Source organism: Streptomyces sp. NPDC037389 (genome assembly GCF_040636475.1).
Lineage (GTDB): Bacteria > Actinomycetota > Actinomycetes > Streptomycetales > Streptomycetaceae > Streptomyces > Streptomyces hesseae.
Genome location: NZ_JBEZUS010000001.1, coordinates 142,127 through 165,360, shown reverse-complemented (window position 1 = coordinate 165,360; position 23,234 = coordinate 142,127). Strand labels below are relative to the sequence as shown.

Genomic DNA, 23,234 nt, shown 5'->3' with positions numbered 1-23,234 from the left:
GTTCGCGCCGCCTGATCGGACACCCTCACCGGGCCCCCGGCCCGTACGACCGGGAGGCCCGGGCTCTTCCCCGCACCCCCCAGCGAGGTCCGCGAGCGCATGACGTACGCCCGCCGCACGGGCGAACCGTTCGCGCGGGCGCTGGTGCGGGAGGAGTTGCCGTAGGGCCCCTGGAACTCGCTCCCCCTCTGACGACAGCGGGAATCGCACGCGGTGGCCGACGGGAGATGAGGTTCGCGCTGCCGCTATGTGTCGCCCTTTGGTCGCTGCTCGGTGACGAACGTTCCCTTCGCGGGCAGGGTGACCAACAGCCCACGATCCCGCAGCTCCTGAACCGCGCGGCGGGCCGTGCCGATGGCCACGCCGTACTCCCCGGCCAGGTCGCGCTCCCCCGGTAGCCGGGCGCCCAGGCGTAGTTCACCCGCCGATATCCGGGCGGCGATGTGGTCCGCCACCTGCATATAGACGTAGGCCGCCCGTGATGGGTCAACGGGCGATGGGCCGCGCACATCTGCCATATCAGCCACCATAAGGCGCCGCAGCAACCGACCGCCGACCACATGAACCGCCTGTTCACCGCTTCCCGTCGGCGAGTTCCAGGAACGTCACCTCGACATCGGAGACGTACTTCTCGCGCTCGGCGAGGAAGTGCCGAACGTGCGGCTGCCGTTCGTGGGCGTCGAAGGCGGCACGGTTCTCGTACAGCTCGTAGAAGATCCGCAGGCACGGCTCGTCCGGCACGCGGTGGCTGATGTAAACGACCGTACCGACCTCGTGTCGCCTGATCTCCTCCAGCGTCTGCGACACCAGCTCGTCGAAGCCGGCTGCGGCGGCCGCATCGCGAAGCGTGAAACGAACGACCAGTCCAAAGCCCGGAGTCATGAGCGCACCCCCCTCCTCTGTCTCTATGGAATCTCTCAGACTCCGGCCTACGAAGGAGGGGTTTCGCTGCCACTACGCGTCGAACTCGTACTCCAGCACGTACGACGCCGAGTCCAGCGTCATGTCGCTGACCTCGACGGCCCTGCCGCCGTCGGCGAATGCCGTGCGGCAGATGTGCACGACGGGCGTGCCCGACGAGAGGCCGAGCAGTTCGGCCTCCCCGGCGGTGGGCATCCGGGTGCGGATCTCCTCGCGGAAGCGGACGGGCTTGTGGCCGAGCTCCGCGAGGCGCGCGTACGTGCCACCCGGGCCGCTGTCCTCGCGGGTGATCGCGGACCCGGCGACGAGCGCGGCGGGCAGGTACGAGACGGAGAGCTGGACCGGCTTGCCGTCGAGCACGAAGCGCCGGCTCCTGACGCAGACGGCCGCGTCCCGCTCCAGCCCCAGAACTTCGGCCACATCATCGGGCGCCGGTCGCTCACCGACCTCCACCCGGTCGACGACCAGGGCACGATCCCCGATGTCCGTCGACCAGACCGAACGGCCGGATCCCCAGGTTTCCGCGGCCAGCCGCTGAATCCCACGCCGCCGGAGCGGCCGGACAGGGTCGGTACCGGAGTCTCCACGGCTCACGTGCCCCTCCTCACGTCGGAGCCCTGTTCTTCCACACCCGATGCAGCCGGTCGAGACCGTTACGCCCCACCTTTCAAGCCCTACTCACGGACTCACTCGGCGCCTGCTCACGACAGGGCGTCCGCCCGCTGGGCGAGGGCGCGCAGCTCGGGTGACGCGGCGCGGCCTTCGATCCGCATCAGGTCCCGGATCGCCGAACGGGCGGCGACATGCGACTGAATCGTCTCCGGAGCCAGTTGCTCGGCGTCCAGGAACGACTGGAGTGCCTCTTCCAGGTGACGGAGCTGAGCATGGGCCCGCCCGATGTCCAGGGCCAGCCTGGCCTGACGTTCGACGGACAGGCCAGAGGCGTCCAGCCGCGCCCCTATGTCCAGGGCCTCACCCGCGTCGCCGAGGTCCACGGCCACGGACACCGCCTGGATCTCGACGTTCGTCGGACCGAATTCGAGATTGAAGTCGTTGCGGTCCTCGCCGAGTCGCTCGGCGGCCCGGCGAGCCGACCCGACCTCTCCTCGCGCAGCCGAGCGGTTCCCGCAGCGTGCGTGCACCTGGGCGAGCACGAGATGCAGGGAACCCAGCAACGACAACACCCCCGGTGTCTCCTCGGTATCACCGGTCTCGAGGTGCCGAGCAAGAGCGTTCACCGCAGATTGCGCGACATGCTCGGCCTGGTCATAGCGCTTGAGGCGAAGGCAGGCGTGAGCGAGCCGGAATGAGCCCGCGAATATGTCCAGAACACGGCCCGACATCTCGGCGGCTGCGATGGCCCGGTCCGCCGCAACCCAGGCGGCGTCCGCCTCGTTCTGACGCACGAACGCGGCGGCCATCGCTTGATAAGCGCGAGCAAGCATGCCGTACACCTGCGGGCGTTCATGTCCACGTGCCGTCCGGGCCAGGGATTCCAGGCGTGGGACGAGCTTCGAGAGGGAGTCGCTCAGCTCCGCCATCATGCCGCCGTGCGCCAGGGACCAGACGTGTTCCAGCCCAGCCCGGAGTTCGGGAAACGGCACCTCGACTTTCTTGGGACCGGAAGCGAGAAGCGCGCCGGGAGCCGGGTGGCCGGAGAGGAGAAGCCGCACTCGATCGAGGTCGTTCGACCGCGCTACGAAGCCGGGCTCCTCTGCCCTGGGCGCATCAGGACGCAACTCGTGCGGTTCGACGCCGAGGCTGCGAGCCAACAGCCGCAGGACGTCCAGCCTGTTGACGGGCTGGACACCGCGCTCGACTTGGGAGAGCCAGCTCATGGTTCGGCCGATCTCTGCGGCCAGTTCCTTCTGCGTCAGACCGCGCTGGGCACGCAACTCCGCGACGCGCGCGCCGAACGCATGCCGACCTTCGGGACTCACCGGACTGTCTACACCTTTCCGTCGATGTGCTCCAAGAAGGTCACATCAGTCGCGGACACGAACTTCTCGCGCTCGGCGAGGAAGTGCCGCGTGTGCGGCTGTCGCTCATGGGCCTCGAAGGCGGCGCGGCTCTCGTACAGCTCGTAGAACACCCGCACGTACGGTTCATCCGGTACGCGATGGTTCACGTAGACGACCGTCCCCGGCTCGAACCGCCGGATTCCCTCCAGAGTCCGCGACACCAACTCGTCGAAGGCCTCCGCCGATTCCGCGTCATGCAGCGTGAAACGTACGACCAGACCAAAGCCAGCGGCCATGTCTGCACTCCCCTCAAGTCGCACCAAGACTCCCAGAACCCGAACTGGTGGGATAGTCGCAGAATTTCTTGACTCGCAGAAATACTGCGAGTAGCGTCCCCGTCACGCTGCGATCGGCCCCCGGGCCGCACGGTCATCGGGCTTACTCGCGGGGCCCGAAAGGCATCACGCATACGAAAAGGCCCCGGCAGTTTCGGCTCGACGGTGCTGGTATCACCGATCGAGCCCCTGCCGAGGCCGACATCTCACCCCTGAGACAGCAGGAGGTTCGATGCCCATCCAGGCTAGCGGCTCAGACGGCGTGGCCGCCGGGGCGACGTGTTGCGCCCAATGCGCGGAAATCAAGCAGAAGCGCTATGAAGCCGTCCGGCAGGGCGACCGGCCCCGCGCCGAGGCGATGGCCACCGCCATGGGACGCCACCAGCGGGCGGCGCACTGATGACCGCCACCCACGCCACCGCCCCCGGCGTCACCGCCCGCCACTGCCCGCACCCCGCGGGCAGTTGGACGGCCGCAGGCGGCCTCGCCACCTGCGGCAGTTGCGGCACCCGCCGGATGCTCGACTTCCGGCCGCTCGGGCAGGCGTTGGAGCTGCCCGAGCGGATGGCCTTGTGCGCGCCGCCCACGTCGGGCCGTGGGCGTGCCCACGAAGCCGTGCCGTACCGCCGCCGTGAACTCCTCCGCCGACTGCACGAGGCCAACCGCCGGAGCAGCGCGGGCAGGCCGTGAACCCCAGCGGAGCGCCCTCGTCCGCGCCCTACGCGCGCCCCCGTGCTTCCGGGGCGCGCTCCGGCGCTGTTGCCAATCCGCGCGCCCCGCACTGGAATGCGGAGCCGAGCCGACGGAAGTGCCGCGTTCCGCGAGAGGAGCCCGATCGTGATCCACATGACCGAGACCCTGGCCGTCCAGACCGTCGAGGGCTTCCTGACCCCCGACGAGACCGAGCGGCTCACCAAGTTCCTCGACGAGCACCTCGCCGCCACCGGCTGGCGGCCCGCCCGGCCCAGTGACGGACTGGTGGCGCCCGGCGGGGTCCAGGAGATCCTGGCGGCCGGCGTCGAGCGGGCGCTGCCCGCCGTCCGGCGCGTCTTCCCGTCCGTGACGACCGCCACCCCGTGGGACTACCACGACCTCGGTCCCGGCGACCGCATCGAGCCGCATCTCCACGGCGTGGAAGAAGGCATGGACGCGGCCGGCGGACGGCCGCAGCGGGTCGCGCGGGCGGCCTTCCACCTGTGGGAGGCCGACGAGGGCGGGGAGTTCTACGTCGAGACCGCCTCCTCCGAAGCGCTGTGGACCGACCGGACCGCCGGCCCCGGCAGCGCTTTCCTGCCCGGAACGCGCTTCGCGCGGGAGATATCGCACCACGCGGGGCCTGAGGCCACCGCCGCGCTCGCCCGCGTCCCGCGCACCCGCTGGACCAGCGCGCCGCCCACCGGGACCGCCGTGGTCTACGGCGCCCAGCTCGTCCACGGCGTGGCGACCGTGCGCGCGGGGCGGCTACGGAAGCTGATCACCAATCTGCTGAGCGACGGCTGAGGCGTCAGCCCGGCGGGCCCCGTCAGCCCATCGCCGCCTCGTACAGGCTGAACCCCGCCAGCGCCAGCATCACCAGCGCCGCCACCTTCGTGATCAGCGACAGCGGGACGTACCGCATCAGGGTCTTGCCGCCCACGATGCCCAGGCCCGCCACGGCCCACAGGCCGAGGACCGCGCCGATGCCGACCGAGACCGGGTCGTCGTAGCGGGCGGCGAGGTTGGCGGTCATGATCTGGGTGAGGTCGCCGAACTCCGCGACGAGGATGAGCATGAAGCCCGCGCCGGAGACCTTCCAGAAGGACTGGTCGGCGGGCTTCTTGATCTCCTCATCGCCGTCGTCCTTCTTCAGCAGCAGCATCGCCGCGCCCGCGAGGAAGAGGACGCCGACGATGGCCTGGAGGAGGCGGTGCGGGAGGAGGGTGAGGAGGCTGCCGGCCGCGATGGCCAGGGCGACGTGGACCAGGAAGGCCGCCGCGACGCCCGCGAAGACGTACGAGGCGCGGTAGCGGGTGCCGAGCATCAGGGAGGCCAGGGCCGTCTTGTCGGGGAGCTCGGCGAGGAAGATCACGCCGAAGACCAGGGCGGCGATGGTGAAGCTGAACACAGGGAAAGGTTTCCTCTGTCATCGGTGGGCGGTGACGCGTCCGCACCGAGAGCAGCACCTGTGTCGGGGAATCAGGGTTCGCTTCGGCACGGCAGCGTCATGGACACTGCGGCCGAAGGTCTCGCTGGCGCGTCCCGTAAAGAGACGGCCTCCGGGCGCCGGCCGGGCACGAGGCCCAGCAGTATGTCGACGGTCCGGCGAAGAGCTACTCCCCTTCTGCTCCCCCCAGCGTACGTGATCGCGTACGTGATCGCGCAGGTGACCGGTCGAGCAGCCCGCGCGCCACGAGCTCGAGGACGACCGCCACCGCGACCGCCTGCACCGCCATCAGCGCGACCAGGACGAACAGCTGCACCACCCCCGCGAGCAGCGGCGACGCCCCGCCCAGCAGCATTCCCACGAAGGCGCCGGGCAGGGTGACCAAACCCACGGTGCGGGTCTGGTCCAGGCCCGGGAGGAGGGCGTCGGAGGCGGCCGGGCGGGCGATCTCCAGGCGGGCGTCGCGGGGGAGGAAGCCCAGGGCCATGGCCGCCTCGACCTCGCCGTGCCGGGTGCGCAGCTCGTCCAGGGCGCGTCGGCCGGCCAGGACGGTGGCGGTGAGGGCGCCGCCGATGAGGATGCCGGTGACGGGGATGAGGGCGACGCCCTTGGCCGGTACGAGCCCGGTCAGCAGCAGGGCCACGACGACCGGCAGCACGCCCGCGGCGATCGGCACGGCCGCCCACCACCAGGTGTCGTTGTCGGTGATCCGGCGCCCGGCGGTGCGGACGGCGACGGTGAACATCAGCAGCAGGAAGCCCAGGAGCAGTGGGAGGGCCCGGACCACCCAGCCGATGAGCAACGAGACGGCGGCCAGCTGGAGGGCCGCGCGCAGCCCGGCGAGGGCGATGGCGCGCGCGTAGCCGCGCTCGCGGCCGTCGGCGAGGCGGGCGAGCGCCGCGACGGTGACGGCGACCGCGAGGAGGACGGCCAGCACCGCCCCGAGAGTGGCGTTGACGGGCAGCAGAACGGCGGCGGCGAGCACGCGGCCACCCTACGGTCCGGCAACGCCCGCACCGCAGCCGATAGCTGGCGGCGTGTCAGCCATTTCGTCACGCAAGACCCGCGCGCCCCATGGAATGGAAGATTCCTCGTCAAGTCCCTTCCACAAAGCCTTGCTTTGACATGCGCGCGTCGCCATCCTGACATCTGGCGACCACCCCCCGTACGTCCGCCGCCAGCAAGCTGGCCGCGCTCCAGCGGCCCGTATACCCCCTCCACCCTCAAGGGAGTTCCCATGCCCAGCATCTACGCGCGTCGCTCCGCCATCGCGGCGGGGCTCGCCGCCCTGGTCGGCACGCTCGTCCTGAACGGACCGGCGGCCCAGGCCGCCCCGCCCGCCCCGGTCGACGCCGCCACCGCCCGCGCCTACCTGGGCAAGCTGACGGTCGCCGGCGAGGGGCCGATGACCGGCTACAGCCGCGCCAAGTTCCCGCACTGGATCACCCAGCACGGCGAGTGCAACACCCGTGAGGTCGTCCTCCAGCGGGACGGCAAGGACGTGGAGCAGGACGAGCGCTGCGCCGCCGTCTCGGGCACCTGGGTCTCGCCGTACGACGGCGCGACCTGGGACGACGCCTCCGACATCGACATCGACCACCTCGTGCCGCTCGCGGAGGCGTGGCGCTCGGGGGCGAGCCAGTGGACCACCGAGCAGCGCAAGGCGTTCGCCAACGACCTCACCCACCCCCAGCTGGTCGCGGTGACCAACAGCGTCAACCGCGAGAAGGGCGACAAGGACCCGGCGAAGTGGATGCCGCCGCTGAAGTCCTACGCCTGCACATACGCGCGGATGTGGGTCGACGTGAAGTACACGTACAAGCTGACCGTCGACTCCGCGGAGAAGAACGCCCTTACGGGCATCCTCGGCGGCTGCTGACCGATCTGCTCACGACTGCTCACGGGGGGCGGGCGCGGTGACCTGGGTCACCGCGCCCGCCCCTCCCACTTCCTATTCCCCGATGAAGGAAATGTGACATCATCCAAAACTTAATTATTGAACTTGCAAGTACTGATTAGGCCCACCTAACCTGAGGTTCTCGTCGTTTCCCCGTCCCCGATACGAGGAGCCCCACCCATGTCCCCCACGCCCACCGCCGCATCCCCGACGGCCGGCGCAAGCACCTCGGCCACGGCCGGGAGCACGCTCTCCGCGCGCCTCGACGCCGCCCGCCCGTACGCCCTGTCGCTCTTCCGCGTCGTCGTCGGCCTGCTCTTCGCCTGCCACGGCGCCGCGTCGCTCTTCGGCATCCTCGGCGGAGCAGCGGGCAGCAACGGCGGCACGATCCCGGCCGGCACCTGGCCGGGCTGGTACGCCGCGGTGATCCAGCTGGTGGCGGGCGTGCTCGTACTGCTGGGCGCCGGCACCCGCAGCGCCGCCTTCATCGCCTCGGGCTCGATGGCGTACGCGTACTTCGACGTCCACCAGAGCATGGCCCTGTGGCCGATCCAGAACGGTGGCGAGGCCTCCGCGATGTTCGCCTGGGCCTTCCTGCTGCTGGTCTTCACCGGCCCGGGCGCCCTGTCGGTGGACCGGTTCCTCGGCCGCGGCAAGCGGAACTGACCGGGCCCGGGTAGTCCCGGACACATCCCGACATGTCCGTGGGGTGCGTGATGCGAACAACATCACGCACCCCGCGCTCATTTCCCGCCGCTTTCAGGCGTACGCTGTACGGTTGTCAAGGCCGCCCCTGCCGCTCCCCTGCGACGTCGCGGCGGGGGACCGTACCGGGAGATCAGGACGTGCTGGAGCAGTTGGGGGCCTTGGCCGGAACCCCTTGGATATACGTAATCGTCGGCTTGTCCGTTCTCTTGGACGTCTTCCTCCCCGTGCTGCCCAGCGGGGTGCTGGTGATCGCCGCCGCGACCGCCGCGGCGGGTTCGGCCGCGGGCGCGGTGGGTGACGCCGCCCAGGCCCACGCGGGCTTCGCCGACATGTTCCCGCTGGTGCTGTGCGCCGCCACGGCCTCGGTGATGGGCGACATGGTCGCCTACCGCCTCGCCTGGCGCGGCGGCGACCGCTTCGACCGCGCGATCGCCCGCTCCCGTCGCCTCACCGCCGCCCAGGCCAAGCTGGGCACGGCCCTGCTGCGCGGCGGCGGCCCGCTCGTGGTGCTCGCCCGCTTCGCACCCGCCGGCCGCTCGGTGGTCAGCCTCGGCGCGGGCGTGATGCACCGCCGGGTGGCCGAATTCCTCCCCTGGTCCGCGCTGGCGGGCCTGACCTGGGCGGCGTACAGCGTCAGCCTGGGCTACTTCGGCGGCCAGTGGCTGGGCGCGAGCTGGCTCAGCACGGCGGTGTCGGTGTTCGCGCTCTTCCTGGCGGGCTCCGGGGCGGTCTACCTCATGCGCCGGCCGGAGGAGCCGGAGGCGCAGGCCTCGTAACGAGGCGTCTCAGCGCCCGCCCGCACTCTCGCCCGTACGCCCGCTGGACGATCCGCACGAGCGGTCCGGCGGCACGGGTGAACCAGCGCGCGGGCCTGCTGAAGGCGAGGACGGTCAGCGTTACCCTCCCGTCCTCGTCGATCGCCACGACGAACGACTCCTCCCCGCACTCCGGGTGCCCGGGCAGCGTCCCGTAGGCGAATCCGGCCGCCGTCTCCTCCCGTACGACGCGGACCACGGCGCACTCCCCCGACAGTCGCAGCGGCCCGAAGCCGATCGCGGGCCGGACCCGGACGCCGGGCGCGACGGCCGGGGTGCCCGCGGGGATGTGGACCCCGGTCATCGCGCGGTGCATCCGCCAGTCGAGCACGGCCTCGGCGGCGGCCCGGAAGACGGCGTGGCCCCGGCCGAGGCGCGTGGTGACGCGCAGGTGGTGGTAGCCGGCGGGCAGCGGGGTACGGGCCGTGGCACCGACCTCGGCGTAGGTGAACGGGGTGGTCGCGGTCGTCACGGCGCCAGTATGCGCGACGGCTGTGCGCGACATGCGCGACGGCCACGCACGACGGCCCGGATACGCGACGGCCACGCACGACGGCCCGGCTCCGTGGCGGAGCCGGGCCGTGCGCGTTCGACTACGCGACTACGCGAGGTACGCGACGTCGGGTCAGCGGACGATCTTGGTGAGACCCTTGTCGAGCGAGCCGGCCTTCAGGCCGTTCGCCCAGAGCTGGTTGACCCGGTTGCGCTCGGTGGTGTTCGGGTAGGGGTTGGTGCAGGACGGGCCGGGGCCGCCACCGGACATCAGCTCGCTGCACGGGCCGGAGTAGTGGTCCGGCAGACCGAGGACGTGGCCGGTCTCGTGCGTGGTGACGCGGGTGGAGTCGTACTGCTCGTTCTGCTGGTAGTCGAGGAAGACGTAGCCACGACCGTGCCCGTCGGTGCTGGCGTACGAACCGCGGGAGTCGTTGCCCTCGTAGTATCTGAAGTCGGCGTTGGAGCCGGCGCGCAGCTGGACGTTCCGGACGGAGCTGTTCCAGATCTGGGCGCTGTTGGCTATCTCCTGCGCGAAGCTCGGCGCGCTGCCCGGGTCGTAGGTGACCGTGACCGTGCTCAGGCCCGGGTTGGCGGCCTGCTTGGCCTTCGCGGACTTCATGACGGCGTCGAAGAACGCTTTGTTGTTGGCCTCCTCGGCCGCCGAGCCGACGTAGGCGGACCGCGACGCGACCGTGCTGGCCTGCGAGGAGCTGTGATCCACCGCCACCGCCGGTCCGGCGGTCATCGTGGCGGCGAGGCCGAGGCCGAGCGCGGCCGACAGCACCATCGTGGAGCGCTTCATGTGGGGGACTCCATTCATGCCGAGAACCCGCTTCGGCCGTCACGAGGTGGGACGTGACGACAGGGGTTCACCGGGTGAACTCTTGTTCCCCTTGAGTCTCTGACGAGTTATCAATGGTGCGGATGATGCCAGTTGGCCATAACGCCATCCAATCGCCTATCCTCCGCCACCCTCGCCACACCAACCCGTTCAACTGCCCATATGCGTCCGGGATGTGTCTGGTGTGACGTACGGGGCGCGGATATGCTCCCTCTCGTGGAGCTTGAGGTCAGGCACCTCCGTGCACTTTGCGCCATCGCGGACACCGGGAGCGTACGGAAGGCCGCGTTGCAGCTGGGCATGACCCAGCCCTCGCTCACCACCCAGCTCCGCCGCATCGAAGGCACCATCGGCGGGCTGCTGTTCACCCGGGGGCAGACCGGAAGTCGCCCCACGCCGCTCGGCCACTCCGTCCTGTCCCGGGCCCGGCCGATCATCGCGGAGATGTCGGCGCTCGTCACCGCGGCGCGAGAGGCCGCCGTCGGCGTCGGGGGGCTGCGGCTGCGCATCGGCAGCATCGGCAGCCGGGCGGTGACGGGCTGGCTGCGCCGGATCCACCAGCGGCTGCCGGACACCGATACGACCATTCATATAGAGGTGTCCTCGAACACCCTGCTCCAGCTCCTCGCGACCAACCAGCTGGACGTCGCGTTCGTCCACGAGGCCGCGGGCTTCCCCCTCCACGTACCGGCGGGGGTGGAGCGGCGCGTCCTGATCGCCGGCGAGCCGCGCTTCGTCTCCCTGTCGGCCGCGCACCCGGCGGCGTCCCGGCCGCTGGTCCGCCTCGCCGAGCTCGCCCACGACGCCTGGATCGTCGACCCGACGGCGGACGAGGAGGCCGCGGCCCTGCGCCGGGTCTTCACGGCCACCGGCCTGGACCCCCGCCTCGTCCACGTCCGCGACAACACCACGGCCGCCGACCTCGTCGCCTCCGGCGAGGCCGTACGCCCCTGCCAGCCCACCGCCGACCCGGCCCCCGGCACGGTGATCCGCCCCCTGACCGGCGACCCGCTCACCGCCCAGCTCGCCCTGGCCTCCCGCCACGGTTCCCTGCCCCTACGGGAACTGGACGCGCTCTACGGCGACTTGATGGACGCCTACGTGGCCGTCGCCGGGGCCAATCCCATCTACCGCGCCTGGCTGGACCGCAACGGCAGCCCGTTGCTGCCGTCGGTGGGCAGTCACTGAGGAGTACGGCCGCCCGTATGTAACCGGCGAGTAGCACTACGTAAGAATCCTGGTGTTTCGAATGCACGATTGAGCCCTCCTGAACGCTGTTGCGGTCAGAGGGCGTTCCGAGCTCTCCGGTGCTGCGCGGGGAGGCACCGCGGTGACAAGCGGAAGGACCAGAGAGGTCCGTGAACGTGGAACTCGTACGCGACCTGGCCATGGCCATGGTCGTCGGGCGCGTATTCGGCGCCGATGTACGGACAGTGCTGCGGCGGCTCGCCGCGGCCCAGGTGCGGGCGGGCATCTCCGAGCTCGCGCGCGACCGCGAGCGGGGCGGGGAGGGCGACAGTTGAGCGAGGACCACCGAACCCGCCCGCCCGGCGTGGCCGCCCTGCCCGGTATGCCGGCCGACTTCCAGGCGTTTCACCAGCTCTACCGCGGCCCGTACGTGCGCTGGGCCCAGCTGCACCTGAAGTCCCGGGCGGACGCCGAGGAGGCCGTGGACCTCGCCTTCGAACAACTCGCGGTCGCCTGGCCGGACGTGCTGCGGCAGCCGGCGCCCGAGGCCTACGCCTGGAAGGTCGTCAAGAATCGCACCACCGATCTGGCCCGCGCCCGCGGCCGGCGCCCGGTCCTCGTCGACAACGCCGCGTTCGAGACCACGACCCTGCGCCAGGCGGACGACCCCATCGACGCGCTCGTCGAATCCCTCGCCCTCTACCAGGCGATCAACGCACTGCCCGACCGGCAGCGCGACGTCATGGTGCTGCGTTTCGGCCTCTGCTACAGCACGAAGGAAACCGCCCGCATCCTGGGCATAACCGAGGCCGGGGTCCGCTCGACCGTCCGCTACGCGCGAAAGCGGCTCAGGCAGACCTTCGGCCTGGAGGAAGGGGAGGGCGATGACCACCCCGCGAACTGACCGTCCAGGGCCGGACCACCCGGGACCGGACCGTCCGGGACCGGACCGCCCGGGGCGCGTCCACCGCCGGTCCGCCGTGGACGCGCTGCTGACCGGGGCCCGCCTGGACACGCCCCCGTACACCGCGAGGGAACTCGCCGCCGCCGAGACCCGGCTGGCGGCCCGCCTCGCCGACCGGATGCGCGACGGCGCGCTGTCCTTCGACGACGCGGTACGGCACGCGGCCACGGGCGTCAGGGCGGAGCCCGCCGAGCGATTACGGCCGGACCAGACGGAGCAGCCGGAGACGCACGAGGCCGCGGAGGATCTCCAGCGCCTGTGCAGACTCGTGGTGGGCCGGCCCGACGCGCTGCACCAAATGGCCACCTTCATCGGCGGCCGCGTCCCCGAACCCGACGGCGCACGAGTCCTGGCCTGCGTACTCGAACTCGCCGACCGCGAGGACTCCGCCCGCTTCTGGTGGCAGTACGCGGCGGGCGCGGGCGACACCACCGCCGCCTACTGCCTCTACCTCCACCACCTGACCCTCTCCGAGGTCGGCGAAGCCCTCTGGTGGCACGCCCAGACCGGCCCCGGCGACGACCGCCGCCCCCTCCCGGGCGCCCGCCCCGCCGTGGACCCGTACGACGCGGCCGTCGTCTGGGGCGTCCGCCTGGAGGCGGCGACGGAGGGCCAGGTGCCGCCCGCGACGGCCGAGGCGGTCGCGGTCTATGTGACCAACGCCGTCGAATACGTCGAGGAACTCGACCTGCCCCTCCCCCCGGCGGGCTTCGCCGAGCGGATCGAGGAGCTGACGGCCCGGGGGTAGCGGCGAGGCGCATGACAGCCGGCCCCCGGCACCCGGGCCGGGGACCGGCTGCCGTTCGTGATCGATCGTCACCATGGCCGCCGGCACCATGGCCGCCGGCATGTCCCCGGCGCTGCAGGGCTCCACAGACGGGCGGTGTCGACGGAGCGGGCAGCCACCGGGGGACGGATACGCCTCAGCCGCCCAGCGTCGCCAGCCCGTAGCACCCGAACCCACTGGCCACCACGGCCAGACACGCCACCCCGAGTCCCACGGCCGCGCCCTTCCGCCCGTATCCCGTGCGCCGGGCCCGGCGGAACTCCTTGACGGCGGTCACCAGGCTCGCGACTGCGAGAACCGGCGCGAGGAGCCACGTCAAGTAGATGAACCAGGCGAAAATCGCCGCGACGCCCAGCACCCACGCGACCGGCTTCCGCCGCACGGGAGCATCGACACCTCCCCAGTCGCCCCAGGGGTTCTGGACCTGTCCGTCCGCCATGCCGGACCCCTCCCTGTACAACCTGTACGACCTCTACGACCTTGATCGTCCGGTCTCATCGTGCCACCCGCGACGAGATCCTCATGGTCCTCGCCCCGCTCCGAACCCGGCCCGCTCCGACAGCGAAGGCCCCCAGTCATGATCGACTGGAGGCCTTCGTCAAGAGGGTGGGCACAGACCTTTCTGATTCGTCGCAGGTCCTTGAAGGGGCCTGGCGTGCCGTGACCGGGCACAGCGGACCTACAGCTTGGTCATCTTCGCGTACGGGCTCAGGATCCGGATCTCCGCCGAGCTGAAATCCACGAGCGCGGCGATTCCGTCCTCGATGCCGGTCACCCGGCCGAGTCCGTACATGTCGTGTGTGACCTGGTCACCCACGGCGAAGTGCTTGGGAGCCGGCGTGACCGGTTCCTTGAAGGGGCTGGTAGGCAAATGACGCTTCGGTGCAGCAGGCTTAGTCATCGCCCCCAGTATGCGCCCCTGACGGGCTCAGCCCCAGCGCGGCAGCAGCCCGCTCCCCCTCGGCCCGGACCGGGCGGTGCGGCTCGGGCGCCGTCCCGCCGTTGTCGTCCGTGGATGCCGAAGGCCCCCAGTCATGATCGACTGGGGGCCTCCGTCAAGAGTGGGCACAGACGGATTTGAACCGCCGACATCCGCTTTGTAAGAGCGGCGCTCTACCGCTGAGCTATGCGCCCTGGCACGAAATGACAGCCTACCTTGCCCCACCCCGGTCCTCGCAAACCCATGGCGTACGGGGGTTAACCCCACCTCCGATCCGGTAGGGAGCGGGATCCCGGGGGCAGGGGCTCCGTACTTACGATCAAGGAGCCGACGACGAGAACGTCCCGCACCGGCCTTCCCGACCGGCCTTCCCGACCGACCTTGGAGACAGCCCATGAATGCCCGCGCCCGACGCGCCGTCCGCGTATCAGCCCTCGCCGGTGGGGCCCTCGTCGCCGCGACGGTCCTCACCGGGTGCGGTACGGCCAGCGCGGACGACGCCACGCCCGAGGACCGGACGTTCTCGATCAGCGGGAAGCAGCTCACGGTCGACTCCGACAACTCCGCGATCGAGCTCGTTCCGGTCACCAAGGACGGCAAGGACATCAAGGTCACCCGGTGGTTCGACGGGTGGACGCTGGGCGGGTCGGCCGGGGTGTCGTGGGAGATGCGGGGGGACACGCTGAAGCTGCGGCTGAAGTGCAGCGGCATCAGCGTGGGCTGCGAGGCCAAGCACCGGATCGAGGTGCCGCGCGGCGTCTCCGTCAAGGTCGACGACTCCAACGGTGAGATCAAGGCCAGCGGCTTCGAGACCCCGCTGACGCTCACGAGCAGCAACGGCCGCATCGACGTCCGCGACTCCAACGGCGCCCTGGAACTGGAGACTTCCAACGGCGAGATCAACGCCGACGGCGTCGGCGCGCCGAGGGTCAAGGCCAGGTCCTCCAACGGGGGGATATCGATCAGCGCGACGAAGGCCCCCGAGAGCGTCGACGCCGAGACCGACAACGGCGGCATCCGCGTCACCCTCCCCCGTACCGGTTACAAGGTCGACGCCCGCAGCGACTCCGGTGGCGCCAAGGTCGGCGTCCCCCGCGACGACGCCTCCGGGCACTCGGTCCGCGCGCACAGCTCCAATGGCGCCGTGGACATCCTCGCCGTCGGCTGACCGGCCCGTGTGCTCGCTCCGGCCGGGTGGGAGAATGGCACCCGGGCCTGGGGCGATCCATCGGGAGAGGGCAAGTGACGGCGACGTTCTCGCGTACGGTGACGGCTGCGACCCGTGAGGCCCTCGCGCTGGCGCTGCTGCCACTCCCCCTGATCGCCGCGGCCGTGGCGTTCGCGCCCGCCGCGTTCACCGGCGGTGGCGGTGGCGGTGGCACCCGCCGCTGGGGCTGGGGGCGCGGCGACGGCCGCCGCGAGGAGGCGCAGGCCGCGAAGGACGCGGCGGCCGCCGCCTTCTACGAGCTGGACACCGCCCAGCGCGAGCTGCGGATCACCATCGAGACGATCACGGCCGTCGACTCCTCCCCCGCCGCCCGCAAGGCGGCCGCCGACTTCGAGGAGTTCGGCCGGCGCATCGACGAGGTCTCGGCCGCCTATATCGCCACCGTCGACTCCCACGACCTCGACCGCGACGACCTGGAGTCCTCGGCCGCCTCCCGCGCCCGGGGCGAGCTGACCCGCGCCAAGGACGAGCTCGTCCGGGTCAAGGACGACCTGGAGCGGTTCGGGCAGAGCCTCGCCCCCGTCCTGACCAGGGCCGAGAGCCAGCTCGTGCAGGTCGCCCCCGCCGTGGAGCGGGCCCGGCAGGGGCTGCGCGCGGCGAGCGAGGCGCTGGACGGCGCCCGGGCCACGGGCCTGCGCGCCGACGACCTGGCCGCCCGGCTGGCCGCGCTCGGCCCCGAGCTCACCAAGCTCAACGAAGGCGCCGGACGCCACGGTGTCCAGGGGACCGTCCAGCGCGCCGAGGACGTACGGCGGGAGGCCGAAGCCATCCGCGACGAGGCCGAACGGCTGCCGCAGCGGGCCGCCGACCTCGACAAGCGCCTCGTCTCCCTGCGCACCCGCGCCCAGGCCCTGACCACCCGGGCGGAGGCCGTCGGCCCGGTCCTCAGCGAGCTGCGCCGCCGCTACAGCGCGGCCTGCTGGCAGGACCTCCAGCGGGTGCCCGACGAGACGCGGCAGGCCGTCGCCGCGGCCGAGGCGAAGCTCGCGGACGCCCGTACCGCCCGGGACGAGCAGCGCTGGGCGGACGCCACCGCGCTCCTGGCCACCACGCGCGCGCTGCTCAACACCACCGACGGGGGGATCACCGCGGCCGGCGACCGGCTGCGGCGGCTGGACGAGGTGGCCTTCGACCACGGCAAGGAGGTCGAGCGCACCCGCTTCGCCCTCCGGGACGCCCAGCGCCTGGCGATGGACGGCCGCAGCACCCCCGACCCCCGGCACGCCCGCCCCCTCGACGACGCGGTGGCCCGGCTGGAGCGGGCGGTCGACGGGCTGGAGGGCCGGCATCCGGACTGGTGGCACTTCCTGACCGAGACGGAGGCCGTGCGGGACACCGCCGCCCGCGTCGTCCAGGAGATCCGCGACGAGCGGGGCCGGGGCGAGAACCGCTGACCTATGCTGCCCGCATGCCTCGTTACGAATACCGCTGCAAGTCCTGCGGCGACACCTTCGAGCTGACCCGCCCCATGGCCGAGTCCGCCGCCCCGGCCACCTGCCCCGGCGGGCACACGGACACCGTCAAGCTGCTGTCGACCGTCGCCATGACCGGTTCCGCCGCCCCCTCGGCCGCTCCGCGCCCGAGCGGCGGCGGGTGCTGCGGGGGCGGCTGCTGCGGCTGACCGCCCGGATGAACGAAGCGGTCAGCCCACCCGGCGCGCCAGCGTCAGACCGTCCGCGACCGTGAGCATCACCGACTCCATCCGCTTGTCCGCGAGCGCGTGCGCGTTGAACTCCCGTACGGCCGCCCCCGGTCCGTCGGTGACGGCCGGGTCGACGACCGAGCCGAAGAACAGGACGTTGTCCACGGCGATCAGCCCGCCCGGGCGGAGCCGGGGCACCAGCTCCTCCCAGTAGGCGATGTAGCCGTCCTTGTTCGCGTCGAGGAAGGCGAGGTCGATGTGCGGCTCGGCGGGCAGGGCCCGCAGCGAGTCCAGCGCGGGGGCGATCCGCAGGTCGATCCGGTCGGCGACCCCGGCCTCGGCCCACGCCGTACGGGCGTGGGCCGTCCACTCCTCCGAGATGTCCAGGGCGATCAGCCTGCCGTCGGCGGGCAGCGCCCGGGCCATGGCGAGGGCCGACAGTCCGGTGAACGTGCCGACTTCCACGATGTGCCGGGCGCCCGTGAGCCGCACGAGGAACGCCAGCAGCGACGCCTGCTCCTCGGCCACCTGTTTGATCGCGTGGTCGGGGAAGAGCGCGCGGGTGGAGGCGACCAGGGCCTGCTGGACGGGGTCGAGCGGCGGATTGTGGGCCAGGACGTACGTGTAGAGCTCGTCGGTGAGCGGAGGGCTCTTGGTCTCGGGCACGCGATCTCCTCGGCTGTGGAACGTGGTTGGACCACCTGGTGACGCGCCCCCGAGACTAGCGCTCCCGCCGCCGCCCTCCCAGGAACGCCCGGACGATCTCCTCCCCCGCCGCGACCCCCCGGGTCTCCAGCGCGGTGACGTGCGGCGCGGTCCAGCCCACGTCGGACAACTCACCGTGGCCCGGCCGCCAGGCGCGGTCGGCGGCCAGCAGCAGATCGGCGTCCAGCAGCGAGTCCCCGGCGGCGAGCACCTCGGCCGCCCCGGTGCGCCGGGCCACCTCCGCGACGGCCGCGCTCTTGGTGAGCGGCTTCGGCACGGCGTAGACCTTGCGGCCCTGGAGCGAGACCGTCCAGCCCCGCTCACCGGCCCAGTCCGTCAGCTCCTCCAGCCAGCCGGCGGGCAGCAGCGGCCGGTCGACCACGAGGTAGGCGAAGAGGTCCGCCGCCGTACGCGCCTTGAGCAGCCACGCGGGGTCGGCGACGCGCAGCAGGTGCGCGTGGACCTCGGCGAGCGTGGCGCACTCCGCGGCCAGCGCGCGGCCCACTCGGGCCCGCCAGCCGGCGTCGGGCTCGCCCGCCACCAGCAGCTCGCCGCCGTTGGCGCAGATCGCGAACTCCGGCGCGGGGCCGGGCAGCCGGATCCGCTCGTACTGCTCGCGGGTGCGGGTGGTGGTGGGGACGAAAGTGACCGTACGGGCCAGCTCGGCGAGGAGCCCGGCGGCCGTCTCCGTCATATAGGACAGCGGCCTGCTCTCGTACGTCTCCACGCACAGCAGGCGCGGGGCCTCGGCGTCCGGCATGGACAGGCTCAGCGCGGAGGTGGAGTAGATCAGGGTGCGGTCGAGGTCGCTGGCGACGAGCATGGGGGCGGTGGCGGTGGCGGCGGTCATCAGACGGCCACCGACTTGCCGTCGGCGCCGGTGGCGCAGCGGGTGTAGCGGGGGTGGATCAGGCCGACGCAGCGGTACGGCAGGCCGTCCACCTCCTCCACTGGCACGCCGCGTTGTCCGGCCAGGAGCCGTACGTGGTCCAGGTCGGCGCCCGCGCCGCGTGCGGCGAGGACCTTCCAGGGCACGCGGCGCAGCAGGACTCGGGTGGTCTCGCCGACGCCGGGCTTGACGAGGTTGACGTCGTGGATGCCGTACTCCTCGCTGATCCGCTCGACGGCCGCCCAGCCGGCCCAGGTGGCGGTGCGGTCGGCGGCCGCGAGCTCCTTGGCGGCGCGGGTCACGTCGTCAAGGAGGCCGGGGTCGTCGAAGCGCGCGGCGACGGTGTCGACGAAGGCCCGGGAGACGTCGGCGCCTTCGAGTTCGCGGTAGAACTTCGCGCCGTGGTAGTCGCCCGGACCGACGAGGTCGTCGCGGAGCACGGTGCGGGATATCAGGCCGGAGACGGTGGAGTTGAGGCAGGCGGAGGGGATGAGGAAGTCGTCGCGGGTGCCGTAGGTGGTCACGCAGTGGCCGGGGTCGGCGAGCACGGCGAGGCGCGGGTCGAAGCCGGGGCCCCCTTGGTCTCTTTCATGGGCGCCCAGGGCTTCGGCGAGTTCGCGGGTGATGGCGCCCTTGCCGGTCCAGCCGTCGACGAAGACGACGTCGGCCGGGTCGTGGTGCTCGGCCAGCCAGCGCAGGGCGTTGGGGTCGATGCCCTTGCCGCGCACGATGGAGACGGCGTAGTGCGGCAGGTCCAGGCCGTGGGCGTGCCGGGCCCAGCGGCGCATCAGCACGCCCACGGGCGTACCGGCGCGGGCCAGCGACACCAGGACCGGCCGGGGCGAGCGTTCGGCCAGCACGGTCTCGGTGACCGTGCCGACGGCGAGCGCGATCCGGTGCGCGGAGGCGTCGAGGGCGGAGCGGTAGAGGGCCTGGTAGCGCTCGTCGGGCTGGTACTCCACGGGCAGCGACTCCGCGTAGTGCGCGCCGCCGCTCTGGATGGCCTCCTCCCGCTCCTCGGTGGGCGCCTCCAGCCGTACGGAGGAGAGGTCCTGGAGCAGCCAGCCGACGTCCTCGGGGTCGTACGAGGAGAACGCGGGGCCGCGGAGGGGGTCGGGCATGGGGGGAGCCTGTCGTTCGGGTACGTACGAGGGGATGGCGGCCAGCACCACGTGCGGGGTGTGACCGGCGAGCCGGTCCAGGAGACCGCCGGGGGCGTGGAGGGCGGGGGTGTCGGCGGTGGAGTCGACGACGGCGACGACGGCATCGAAGCCGCCGCCCGCGACGTTGTAGGCGTAGCGGCCGCCGGGACCGTCGGTGGGCGCGTCGTGCGCCGGGAAGGCGATGCGCGACCGGATCGCGTAGCCGGGGTCGTCGACGGGGAGGACGGGTGAGCGGGTGGTGGTCGAGAACCGGACCTCTTCGAAGGCGCCCTCGTTCTCCAGCGCCTGTGCGAGGCGCAGGGGTGCGTACATCAGCTCCTCGGTGCCGAGGACGAGCACGCGCCGCGCTCCCCGCGGGATGGCTTCACCGATGCGCGCCGCCATGCCGGGCAGCGCCGCGTCCAGACACGCCCGGTGCGCGGGCGTGAAGCCGTGCCGGCCGCCGTCGGGCAGGCCGGCGGGCCAGCGGAGCTCGACGCGGGCCGGTGCGGGGTTCCGGGGGCTCGCCCCCGGGAAATCGGGGGTACCTCCCAGCGGTAGCCGGGGGAGCTCAGCCCCGGCCGAGGGGCCCGGCGGTGCCGTACAGGCCTCCCCCTCGTACCGCGCCACCAGCTCCCTCCCCCGCTCCAGCACGCCCTCCGGGAGGGACACCGTGCCCGACGCCAGCGCGACAAGCTCCACCCGCGCGCCGAGTTCCGCCGCGAAGGCGTCCAGCCGCGCCCGGTCGTCGCCCGACCGCATGTCGACCAGCGCCACCACCACGTACCGCTCACGTGGAAACCGCGCGTGCAAAGCCGCCACGGTGTTCAGCACCGTGCGGCCCGTCGAGAACTCGTCGTCGACGAGGACGAGCGGGCCGTCGCCCGCGAAGAACGCCGGGTCCTCCGGCAGCAGCAGATGCGACGTGGCGTGGCTGTGCTCCTCCTCGAAGCCGCCCACGGAGGCGACCCCGGGCACGGCGCGCCGGGTCGAGTGGAGGTACGGGGCGAGGCCGAGGCCGTCCGCGACAGCGTGGCCCAGGCCCGTGGCCGTCTCGGCGTAGCCGAGGACGACGGCCCGGGCGGCGTCCGCGTCGCCCAGCAGGGCCCGGACCCGGCGGCCGAGGCCGGCCCCCGCCTCGTACACCGCGGCCGGCGACGCCGGGACGTGCTTGCCCAGCACGTTGGAGACCAGCAGATGCGCCCGCTTGGGGTTGCGCCGCAGGGCCAGCCCCAGCAACTCCGGCAGCCGGGCGTCGCCTTCCAGCGCCACACCCAGCCGGTCCGCGACCCACTGCCCCGACCAGATCACTTCTTCCGCGCCTTTCACGTGATTCATGTGATTCATGTGATTCATCCGCTCTGCAACCCCGCCGACAGCAGCTCCACGAAGCTGACGTCCTCCCGTGCGACGCCGAACACCTCGGCGCGCAGCATGGTCCGCTCGGCCCAGGCGCGGTGCGGCTTCACTTCGTTCATCTTGTTCGTATAGGCGGAGCGCAGGACTCCACCACCGTCGCGGTCGGGCCGCAGGATGTCGCGCGCGTCGCTGTACTCCTCGTGGCTGACGACGGAGAGGGCGTGGACGGGGGCGACGTGGGAGGGATGGATGCAGGTCTTGCCCTGGAGGCCATTGGCGCGGTCGAGGTGGATCTCGCGCAGGAGGCCGTCCATGTCGTGCTCGATGAGGGCCGTGCGCAGTGCCTCGGCGGGGCCGGCGAAGGGGCTGCGGCGCAGTTGGGGCTTGAACATCCGCTCGGGCTGCGGGAAGTACTCCCAGACCGGGCCGGTGACGGTGAAGCCGCTGCCGTCGGCGCGGCCGAGGACGTTGACGACGTCGCCTATGACGGAGGCGACGAGCTGGACGTCGTAGGCGGTCATGTCGGGAGCGCGGCGCAGCCCGTAGGCGGAGCAGAAGTCGGTGACGCCCAGCCGCACGGCGAGGACGCGGTCGCGGTACTTCTCGACGGTTCTGGCGATGCCCGTCAGCGTCTCGGTGCGGCTCTCCAGGTGGAGCAGATCGGGTGACTCCAGGACGGGCATGGCGAAGAGCCGCCGTCCGGAGACGGCTTCGGCGGCGGTCAGCTCCTCCAGGAACGGCAGTCCGCGCTCCTCGGTGAACTTCGGCAGGACGAATCCGGACAACAGCCGGCCCGCCGGGCCGAGGCGGCGGACGAGATCCCCGATCTGGCCGGGCTCGCGGACGCGGACGAACAGCAGGGGGAGGTCCTCCTCGGCCTCCTCGGCCCTCGCGAGCTCGGTGAGCTGCCGGACGAGGTTCTCCTCGGCGCGGGTGACGTCCGCGTCGTCGATGGAGTCCTCCAGGCAGAGCACCATGGACACCACTCCGCGGCGTGCCTGCTTGCGCACGTCGAGGGCGAGGGAGGGCCGGGTGGCGGGGCAGTAGAGGGTGGCCCCGAGCGCGACGGAGAGCGTACGGGCGGGGGAACCGGCGGTGAACTCGCCCGGCTCCCTATGGAACAGTCCCCTCCGCACCGTGGGCGGCAGGTATCCGAAATGCCTCATTGTTCTCCCCGAATGCCACGGTGTGGGCGCCTTCCCGCCGGTCGAACGACGCGGAAGTGTGGCCGATTATGGTACGTCCGGGGACGGGTCAAGAGTTCCCCAAGTCTGAGACAAGCTCATGACCTGCACAGTTCCTTCAGGTAAATGCTTCGGTGCGCGGGGCGGCGCGGGAACGGGGCGCGACTCCCCGCTCCCGGACCCCTGCGTTGTCCCGGAGCGGCACGGGAAGGCAGGATTGCGGACATGACGCACGCCATGCTGAAGGGGTCGAACATCCCGCTGGACGCCCCCACCGTGCGGGCCGTGCTGCGCTGGACACCCGGCCCGGGCATCCCGGACGTGGACGCCTCCGCCCTGCTGCTGGGGGACGAGGGCCGGGTGCGCTCGGACGAGGACTTCGTCTTCTACAACCAGCCGCGCCACCCCTCCGGCCTGGTCCGCCATCTGCCCAAGAAACGGCTGGTGGAGGGGGCGACGGACTCGGTCGAGGCCGATCTGTCGGCCCTCGACCCCTCCGTGACGCGCATCGTGCTGGCCGCGTCCGCCGACGGCGGGCCCTTCGGGCTCGTCCGGGACCTGTGCGTACTGCTCTACGACACCGCGCGAAGCGGTACGGGCTCCACCGACGCGGAGCCCGTCGCCCGCTTCGACGTCACGGCCGAGACGGGCGACGAGACGGCCATGCTCTGCGCCGAGCTCTACCGGCGCGGGGACGGCTGGAAGTTCCGGGCGCTCGGGCAGGGCTACGCCTCGGGGCTGGTGGGGCTGGCGACGGAGTTCGGCATCTCGGTGGACGAGCCGGGGGAGGACGACACCGCCGCGCCCGTACCGGTACCCGAGCCGGCCGCCGGCGACGGGGCCCGGCCCGAGCCCGCACCCGCGCCGGCCGCGCCCCCGGCGTCCTCCGGCGGCTATGCCTATCCCCCGCCCCCGGCCGGCCCGCCCTCGATCCCGGCGCCCGCCTACGGCTATCCGCAGCAGCAGCACCAGTCGCAGCAGTCGCCCCAGCCGTCCTACGGCTACCCGCCGCACCAGCCCGTGCCCGATCCGGCCTTCCGGCTGCCCCCGCAGGGTCCGCAGTTCCTGCCCGGCCGCTGACGGGCCCGCC

28 protein-coding genes, 1 tRNA gene and 1 pseudogene are annotated in these 23,234 nt (G+C 72.1%); 14 read left to right on the top strand and 16 right to left on the bottom strand.

Translation table 11 applies throughout. From position 1 onward, the window contains the following. Positions 1-245: 245 nt before the first annotated feature. From AB0E98_RS00830 to AB0E98_RS00810, 5 genes and pseudogenes are all read right to left on the bottom strand, one after another. Positions 246-518 carry a winged helix-turn-helix domain-containing protein gene (locus AB0E98_RS00830; protein WP_361697121.1) on the bottom strand — a complete coding sequence of 91 codons (273 nt, stop codon included), beginning with the start codon at positions 516-518 and terminating at the stop codon, positions 246-248. A gap of 55 nt (positions 519-573) precedes the next feature. Beyond that, a complete protein-coding gene (locus AB0E98_RS00825) occupies positions 574-882 on the bottom strand; it encodes an antibiotic biosynthesis monooxygenase (RefSeq protein ID WP_361697119.1) in 309 nt (102 codons plus the stop codon). 72 nt (positions 883-954) lie between these two features. Then, positions 955-1,482, bottom strand: a pseudogene (locus AB0E98_RS00820) (UTRA domain-containing protein); the annotation flags it as partial. Positions 1,483-1,622: 140 nt separating this feature from the next. Continuing rightward, positions 1,623-2,861 carry a helix-turn-helix transcriptional regulator gene (locus AB0E98_RS00815; protein ID WP_361697117.1) on the bottom strand — a complete coding sequence of 413 codons (1,239 nt, stop codon included), beginning with the start codon at positions 2,859-2,861 and terminating at the stop codon, positions 1,623-1,625. A gap of 8 nt (positions 2,862-2,869) precedes the next feature. Then, positions 2,870-3,178, bottom strand: a complete 309-nt coding sequence (locus tag AB0E98_RS00810; RefSeq protein WP_361697115.1) for an antibiotic biosynthesis monooxygenase — start codon at positions 3,176-3,178, stop codon at positions 2,870-2,872. A 271-nt stretch (positions 3,179-3,449) separates the two neighbouring features. Here AB0E98_RS00810 and AB0E98_RS00805 point away from each other — a divergent pair, with 271 nt between their 5' ends. The 3 genes from AB0E98_RS00805 to AB0E98_RS00795 all read left to right on the top strand — a co-directional run bounded on the left by AB0E98_RS00805 (position 3,450) and on the right by AB0E98_RS00795 (position 4,717). Beyond that, positions 3,450-3,617, top strand: a complete 168-nt coding sequence (locus AB0E98_RS00805; RefSeq protein WP_361697113.1) for a hypothetical protein — start codon at positions 3,450-3,452, stop codon at positions 3,615-3,617. Next, positions 3,617-3,907, top strand: coding sequence for a DUF6255 family natural product biosynthesis protein (locus tag AB0E98_RS00800; RefSeq protein ID WP_361697111.1), 291 nt, complete (start codon positions 3,617-3,619; stop codon positions 3,905-3,907). Before AB0E98_RS00805 ends, AB0E98_RS00800 begins: the two co-directional genes overlap by 1 nt. A 156-nt stretch (positions 3,908-4,063) precedes the next feature. Next, positions 4,064-4,717: a hypothetical protein gene (locus tag AB0E98_RS00795; protein ID WP_361697109.1), complete on the top strand. Its 654-nt coding sequence runs from the start codon at positions 4,064-4,066 to the stop codon at positions 4,715-4,717. Positions 4,718-4,739: 22 nt separating this feature from the next. Here AB0E98_RS00795 and AB0E98_RS00790 read toward each other — a convergent pair whose 3' ends face one another. After that, positions 4,740-5,321 (bottom strand): TMEM165/GDT1 family protein, encoded by a 582-nt coding sequence (locus tag AB0E98_RS00790; protein WP_361697107.1) that lies wholly within the window; start codon positions 5,319-5,321, stop codon positions 4,740-4,742. Positions 5,322-5,526: 205 nt separating this feature from the next. After that, on the bottom strand, positions 5,527-6,345 hold the full coding sequence (locus AB0E98_RS00785; protein WP_361697105.1) for an ABC transporter permease: 819 nt from the start codon (positions 6,343-6,345) through the stop codon (positions 5,527-5,529). Between the two features lie 252 nt (positions 6,346-6,597). Here AB0E98_RS00785 and AB0E98_RS00780 point away from each other — a divergent pair, with 252 nt between their 5' ends. The 3 genes from AB0E98_RS00780 (at position 6,598) to AB0E98_RS00770 (ending at position 8,741) form a co-directional block, all read left to right on the top strand. Continuing rightward, entirely contained in the window at positions 6,598-7,239 is a 642-nt protein-coding gene (locus AB0E98_RS00780; protein ID WP_361697103.1) for an HNH endonuclease family protein, read from the top strand. A 198-nt stretch (positions 7,240-7,437) separates the two neighbouring features. Beyond that, the gene (locus AB0E98_RS00775) at positions 7,438-7,923 is read left to right on the top strand and encodes a DoxX family protein (RefSeq protein ID WP_361697101.1); all 486 of its coding nucleotides are present in this window, start codon (positions 7,438-7,440) and stop codon (positions 7,921-7,923) included. A gap of 179 nt (positions 7,924-8,102) precedes the next feature. Beyond that, a complete protein-coding gene (locus AB0E98_RS00770; protein ID WP_361697099.1) occupies positions 8,103-8,741 on the top strand; it encodes a VTT domain-containing protein in 639 nt (212 codons plus the stop codon). On the opposite strand, the gene AB0E98_RS00765 is transcribed toward AB0E98_RS00770, so the two are convergent. Both AB0E98_RS00765 and snpA read right to left on the bottom strand, forming a co-directional pair. Beyond that, entirely contained in the window at positions 8,701-9,252 is a 552-nt protein-coding gene (locus tag AB0E98_RS00765) for a DUF1990 domain-containing protein (RefSeq protein ID WP_361697097.1), read from the bottom strand. The two genes, AB0E98_RS00770 and AB0E98_RS00765, sit on opposite strands and share 41 nt — an antisense overlap. 153 nt (positions 9,253-9,405) lie before the next feature. Next, positions 9,406-10,077: a snapalysin gene (gene snpA / locus AB0E98_RS00760; RefSeq protein WP_361697095.1), complete on the bottom strand. Its 672-nt coding sequence runs from the start codon at positions 10,075-10,077 to the stop codon at positions 9,406-9,408. A 243-nt stretch (positions 10,078-10,320) separates the two neighbouring features. Here snpA and AB0E98_RS00755 point away from each other — a divergent pair, with 243 nt between their 5' ends. The 4 genes from AB0E98_RS00755 to AB0E98_RS00740 all read left to right on the top strand — a co-directional run bounded on the left by AB0E98_RS00755 (position 10,321) and on the right by AB0E98_RS00740 (position 13,016). Next, the gene (locus AB0E98_RS00755) at positions 10,321-11,304 is read left to right on the top strand and encodes a LysR family transcriptional regulator (protein ID WP_361697093.1); all 984 of its coding nucleotides are present in this window, start codon (positions 10,321-10,323) and stop codon (positions 11,302-11,304) included. Positions 11,305-11,474: 170 nt separating this feature from the next. After that, positions 11,475-11,639, top strand: coding sequence for a hypothetical protein (locus AB0E98_RS00750; protein ID WP_361697091.1), 165 nt, complete (start codon positions 11,475-11,477; stop codon positions 11,637-11,639). Continuing rightward, the gene (locus AB0E98_RS00745; RefSeq protein WP_361697089.1) at positions 11,636-12,208 is read left to right on the top strand and encodes a sigma-70 family RNA polymerase sigma factor; all 573 of its coding nucleotides are present in this window, start codon (positions 11,636-11,638) and stop codon (positions 12,206-12,208) included. Before AB0E98_RS00750 ends, AB0E98_RS00745 begins: the two co-directional genes overlap by 4 nt. Further along, positions 12,189-13,016: a hypothetical protein gene (locus AB0E98_RS00740; protein ID WP_361697087.1), complete on the top strand. Its 828-nt coding sequence runs from the start codon at positions 12,189-12,191 to the stop codon at positions 13,014-13,016. The genes AB0E98_RS00745 and AB0E98_RS00740 overlap by 20 nt, the downstream gene beginning before the upstream one ends. A gap of 175 nt (positions 13,017-13,191) precedes the next feature. On the opposite strand, the gene AB0E98_RS00735 is transcribed toward AB0E98_RS00740, so the two are convergent. The 3 genes from AB0E98_RS00735 to AB0E98_RS00725 all read right to left on the bottom strand — a co-directional run bounded on the left by AB0E98_RS00735 (position 13,192) and on the right by AB0E98_RS00725 (position 14,189). Next, a complete protein-coding gene (locus AB0E98_RS00735; protein ID WP_361697085.1) occupies positions 13,192-13,494 on the bottom strand; it encodes a hypothetical protein in 303 nt (100 codons plus the stop codon). Positions 13,495-13,734: 240 nt separating this feature from the next. After that, positions 13,735-13,956: a hypothetical protein gene (locus tag AB0E98_RS00730; RefSeq protein ID WP_311613174.1), complete on the bottom strand. Its 222-nt coding sequence runs from the start codon at positions 13,954-13,956 to the stop codon at positions 13,735-13,737. A 161-nt stretch (positions 13,957-14,117) separates the two neighbouring features. Next, positions 14,118-14,189, bottom strand: a tRNA-Val gene (locus AB0E98_RS00725). Positions 14,190-14,389: 200 nt separating this feature from the next. Between AB0E98_RS00725 and AB0E98_RS00720 the strand changes: the two genes are divergently transcribed. From AB0E98_RS00720 to AB0E98_RS00710, 3 genes are all read left to right on the top strand, one after another. After that, positions 14,390-15,163, top strand: a complete 774-nt coding sequence (locus AB0E98_RS00720) for a DUF4097 family beta strand repeat-containing protein (RefSeq protein ID WP_361697083.1) — start codon at positions 14,390-14,392, stop codon at positions 15,161-15,163. A gap of 74 nt (positions 15,164-15,237) precedes the next feature. Further along, on the top strand, positions 15,238-16,617 hold the full coding sequence (locus AB0E98_RS00715; RefSeq protein WP_361697081.1) for a hypothetical protein: 1,380 nt from the start codon (positions 15,238-15,240) through the stop codon (positions 16,615-16,617). 14 nt (positions 16,618-16,631) lie between these two features. Beyond that, positions 16,632-16,844: a zinc ribbon domain-containing protein gene (locus tag AB0E98_RS00710; protein ID WP_361697079.1), complete on the top strand. Its 213-nt coding sequence runs from the start codon at positions 16,632-16,634 to the stop codon at positions 16,842-16,844. A 21-nt stretch (positions 16,845-16,865) separates the two neighbouring features. Here the strand turns inward: AB0E98_RS00710 and AB0E98_RS00705 are convergent, their stop codons facing one another. The 4 genes from AB0E98_RS00705 to AB0E98_RS00690 are packed head-to-tail and all read right to left on the bottom strand — an operon-like array spanning position 16,866 to position 22,126. Further along, positions 16,866-17,531, bottom strand: a complete 666-nt coding sequence (locus AB0E98_RS00705) for an O-methyltransferase (protein WP_361697077.1) — start codon at positions 17,529-17,531, stop codon at positions 16,866-16,868. A gap of 55 nt (positions 17,532-17,586) precedes the next feature. Continuing rightward, positions 17,587-18,420 (bottom strand): HAD family hydrolase, encoded by an 834-nt coding sequence (locus tag AB0E98_RS00700; protein WP_361697075.1) that lies wholly within the window; start codon positions 18,418-18,420, stop codon positions 17,587-17,589. Then, a complete protein-coding gene (locus AB0E98_RS00695; protein WP_361697073.1) occupies positions 18,420-20,939 on the bottom strand; it encodes a phosphoribosyltransferase in 2,520 nt (839 codons plus the stop codon). Before AB0E98_RS00695 ends, AB0E98_RS00700 begins: the two co-directional genes overlap by 1 nt. Positions 20,940-20,953: 14 nt before the next feature. Next, complete coding sequence (locus AB0E98_RS00690) at positions 20,954-22,126, bottom strand: HpcH/HpaI aldolase/citrate lyase family protein (protein ID WP_361697071.1); 1,173 nt, start codon at positions 22,124-22,126, stop codon at positions 20,954-20,956. Between the two features lie 243 nt (positions 22,127-22,369). Between AB0E98_RS00690 and AB0E98_RS00685 the strand changes: the two genes are divergently transcribed. Beyond that, positions 22,370-23,224, top strand: coding sequence for a TerD family protein (locus tag AB0E98_RS00685; protein WP_361697069.1), 855 nt, complete (start codon positions 22,370-22,372; stop codon positions 23,222-23,224). Positions 23,225-23,234 lie beyond the last annotated feature (10 nt).